Origin of the sequence: Streptomyces sp. MB09-02B, from assembly GCF_033794485.1 — a bacterium.
Classification (GTDB): domain Bacteria; phylum Actinomycetota; class Actinomycetes; order Streptomycetales; family Streptomycetaceae; genus Streptomyces.
The window spans coordinates 1-3,806 of the sequence record NZ_JARGEE010000624.1 but is presented as its reverse complement, the minus strand read 5'-3'; the positions used below and the strand labels follow the sequence as shown (position 1 = coordinate 3,806).

Genomic DNA, 3,806 nt, shown 5'->3' with positions numbered 1-3,806 from the left:
GGGTGGCGGTGGCGGCGCGGCTGTCCGAGCCCGGCGGCTGAGACGGCGTCGGGTCGGCCGGGGAGCCCGGGGCGACCGCCCCGCCGGGCACGGGCGCACCCGCTCCGACTGCTGCCTCCGCAGCGCCCACCGCCTCGGTCTGCGGCGCCCTTCCGGCTGCCCCGGACCGCTGGTCCCCTCCCGCCGCGACAGCGCCCGGACGCGCCGGCGTGTCCCTGCGGCGCCCGGCCGGGGGGACGTACGACGGGACCACGGCGAGGAGGACGCCGGGCACGTGCGCGGCGAGGGAGGCCAGCAGGCCGTCCCCGGCGTGGAGTTCGGCCGTGTCCGCGGCCGAGTCGACGACCGCGACCACCGCGTCGAAGCCGCCGCCGGCCACGTTGTACGCGTACCGCTCCCCCGGCCCGTCCGCCGGGTCGTCGTGGGCCGGGAAGACGAGGCGGCTGCGTATCGCGTAGCCGGGGTCGTCGACGGCGAGGACGGGCGACCGCGTGGTGGTGGAGAACCGTATCTCCGGCCCCTCCGCGGCCGACTTCTCCAGCTCCCGCGCGAGCGCGAGCGGGGCGTACATCAGCTCCTCGAAGCCGAGCACGAGCACCCGGCGGGCCCCCGGCGGCAGCGCCTCCGCCAGGCGCGCGGCCATGGCGGGCAACGCGCTCTCCAGCCGCGAACGGTGCGCGGGGGTGAACCCGTGCCGCCCCCCGTCGGGCACCCCGGCGGGCCAGCCCAGCTCGACCCGGGTGACCCCGGCCACCGAAGCCCCGGCCGGACCCGAACCCGTGCCCGCGCCCTCGCCCGAACCCGCGCCCGCGCCCGCGCCCGCGCCCCCAGCCAAATCGGCACCGACACTCGCACCGCGCCCAGCGGCGGCACCAGAGCCCCCGGACCCGCGCGCGGCGTCGGCCACTCGCGCCGGCGCGGCCCGCTCGTGTTCCGCCACGAGCGCCTGGCCCTTCTCCAGGACCCCCTCCGGCAGCCGTACGGTCCCCTTCGCCGCGGTCACCAGGTCGACCCGCGCCCCGATCTCCCGGGCGAACGAGTCCAGTCGCCCCTGGTCGGCGGCCGACCGCATGTCGACCAGCGCCACCACGACGTACCGCTCCCGCGGGTACCGCTCGTGCAGCGCGCGAATGGTGTTCAGGACCGTGTTCCCGGTGGAGAACTCGTCGTCGACGAGCACCAGCGGCCCCGGCGCCGCGAGCAGCGTGGGGTCCTCCGGCAGCAGCAGATGCGAGGTCGCGTGGGAGTGCGACTCCTCGAAGCCCCCGGCCTGCGCGACGCCCTCGACGGGACGCCGCGTGGAATGGAGGTAGGGCGCCTCGCCCACCCCGTCCGCGACCGAGTGCCCGAGCCCGGTGGCCGTCTCGGCGTACCCGAGGACGACCGCGGCCCGCGCCCCGTCCGCCCCCAGCAGCTCCCGCACCCGGCGGCCCAGCGCGAACCCGTGCCCGTGGACGACGGCCGGGGACTGCGGGACATGCTTGCCGAGGACGTTCGACACCAGCAGATGCGCCCGCTTGGGGTTGCGCCGCAACGCGAGGCCCAGCAGCCCGGTCAGCTCCCCGTCACCGACCAGTTCGACCCCGAGCCGCTCACGGACCCAGGTCCCGGACCAGACTCCGCCGGACGTCCCGGTCGTGTCGTTCACTGCGTTGTTCATCGAATCCTTAGTCGGTAAGGCGATCGGTACGGCGGGTGGACGGCCGGGCGGGTGGACGCTCGGGCAAGTAGACGGTCAGGCGGGCAGGCCCGCGGCCAGCAGGTCCACGAACCCGATGTCCTCATGGGCGACACCGAACACCTCGGCGCGCTGCAGAACCCTTTCTGCCCAGGCGCGGTGAGGCTTGACCTCGTTCATCTTGTTGCGGGAGGCCGAGCGCAGGACCCCGCCCCCGTGGCGGTCGGGCCGCACGATGTCCTGGGCGTCGCCGAACTCCTCGTGGCTTACCACGGACAGCGCGTGCACCGGCAGCACGTGCGAGGGGTGGATGCAGGTCTTGCCGAGCAGCCCGTTGGCCTGGTCGAGGGAGATCTCGCGCAGCAGACCGTCCAGCGCGTGCTCGATGAGCGACTCACGCAGCTCCCCGGCCCGGTTCGCCAGGAAGGGGCTGGTGCGCAGCTGCGGCTTGAACATGCGCTCCTGGACCCGGAAGTACTCCCACACGGGCCCGGTCACCGTGAACCCGGTGCCGTCGGCGCGTCCGAGCACGTTCACCACGTCCGCGATCACGGAGGCGACGATCTGGACGTCGTACGCGGTCATGTCCGGTGCCCGGCGCAGCGCGTAGGAGGAGCAGAAGTCGGTGACGCCGAGGCGCAGCGCGAGCACGCGGTCGCGGTACTTGTCGACGGTGTGGGCGATGCCCTGGAGCGCCTCTACGCGCGTCTCCCGGTACATCAGCTCGGGTGATTCGAGGACCGGCATCCCGAACAGCCGCCGTCCGCTCGCGGCCTCGGCGGCGGTGAGCGCCTCCAGGAAGGCCACGCCCCGTTCCTCGGTGAACTTGGGGAACACGAAACCGGACAGCAGCCGTACGGCCGGGCCGAACCGGCTGACCAGATCGGGTATCTGCTCGGGGAAGCGGACCCTGATGAAGAGCAGCGGAGGCTCGACGTCGGGCCGGCCGGCGAGGTCGGTGAACTGCCGGACGAGGTTCTCCTCGGCGCCCACGACCTCCGCGTCGTCGATGGAGTCCTCCAGGCAGAGCACCATGGAGACCACACCGCGCCCGGCCTGCTTGACGATGTCGTCGGCCAGCCGCTCCCGGGTCGCCGGGCTGTAGAGCGTGGCGCCGAGCGCGGCCGCGAGCACCTGGGCCGGGGAGTCGGCGTCGAAGACCCCGGGCTCCCGGTAGAAGAGACGTCGACGCTCCTCAGGGGCGATGTGCCCGAAATGACGCATGTGGTTCCCCCGTGCTTGCTCGGCATCCGGTCACGATCGTGGCCGGTAATAGTACGTACAAATGTGTGACATCAGTTCCCGCATGGCGTGAAGTTCTGGTAACCCGGCCGTGTCGGGCGCTGAACGATTTCACCGGCGGTTCGCCGCCCCCGCGTTGTCGTGATCAGGACCGAGAGGGCAGGATGACCGCATGACGCACGCGATGCTGAAGGGGTCGAACGTTCCCGTAGAAGCCACGGCGGTTCGCGCCGTGCTGCGCTGGGCGCCGGGGCAGGACGCCCCCGACGTCGACGCCTCGGCGCTGCTCCTCGGCCCCGACGGCCGCGTACGGTCCGACGAGGACTTCGTCTTCTACAACCAGCCCCGCCACCCCTCGGGCAAGGTGTGGCGACTCGGCAAGAAGCGTGTGGCCGACGGCCTCACCGACACCATCCAGACCGATCTGGCGGGTGTCGAGTCCGCCGTCGGCCAGATTCTCCTCGTGGCCTCCGCCGACGACGCCTCCGGGGACCCCGTCCCCTTCGGCCGCGTACGGTCCCTGCGCATCCTGCTGTACGACGCCACCGTCGCCGACGCCGAACCGCTGGCGTATTTCGACATCAAGCCGGAGACCGGCGACGAGACCGCGCTGATCTGCGGCGAGCTCTACCGCCGGGGCGGCGCCTGGAAGTTCCGTGCCCTGGGCGAGGGCTACACCAACGGGCTCCAGGGCCTCGCCATGGACTTCGGCATCTCGGTCGACGAGTCGGAGACGGCGGCCACGACGACCGACGAGGACGCCACGACCCAGACCCCGGCCCCGGCCCCGGAGATCTCGGCCCCTCTGCCTCCCGAGCAGCCCCCGACGGGCGTCCCGTCCCAGCCCGGGTACGGCTACCCTCCGGCGGCCCCGACCCAGCAGTCG

3 protein-coding genes are annotated in these 3,806 nt (G+C 73.3%); 1 reads left to right on the top strand and 2 read right to left on the bottom strand.

Features of this window, described 5'->3' with window-relative positions:
• Together P1P70_RS41870 and P1P70_RS41865 are read right to left on the bottom strand one after the other, a co-directional pair.
• Window positions 1-1,660: phosphoribosyltransferase family protein (locus tag P1P70_RS41870; RefSeq protein ID WP_319247328.1), on the bottom strand; the 1,660-nt coding region annotated here is incomplete at its 3' end.
• A 75-nt stretch (window positions 1,661-1,735) separates the two neighbouring features.
• Window positions 1,736-2,902 carry an HpcH/HpaI aldolase/citrate lyase family protein gene (locus P1P70_RS41865; RefSeq protein ID WP_319247325.1) on the bottom strand — a complete coding sequence of 389 codons (1,167 nt, stop codon included), beginning with the start codon at window positions 2,900-2,902 and terminating at the stop codon, window positions 1,736-1,738.
• 190 nt (window positions 2,903-3,092) lie between these two features.
• Here P1P70_RS41865 and P1P70_RS41860 point away from each other — a divergent pair.
• Window positions 3,093-3,806, top strand: a 714-nt coding sequence (locus P1P70_RS41860) for a TerD family protein (RefSeq protein WP_319247323.1), incomplete at its 3' end; no start/stop codon positions are given.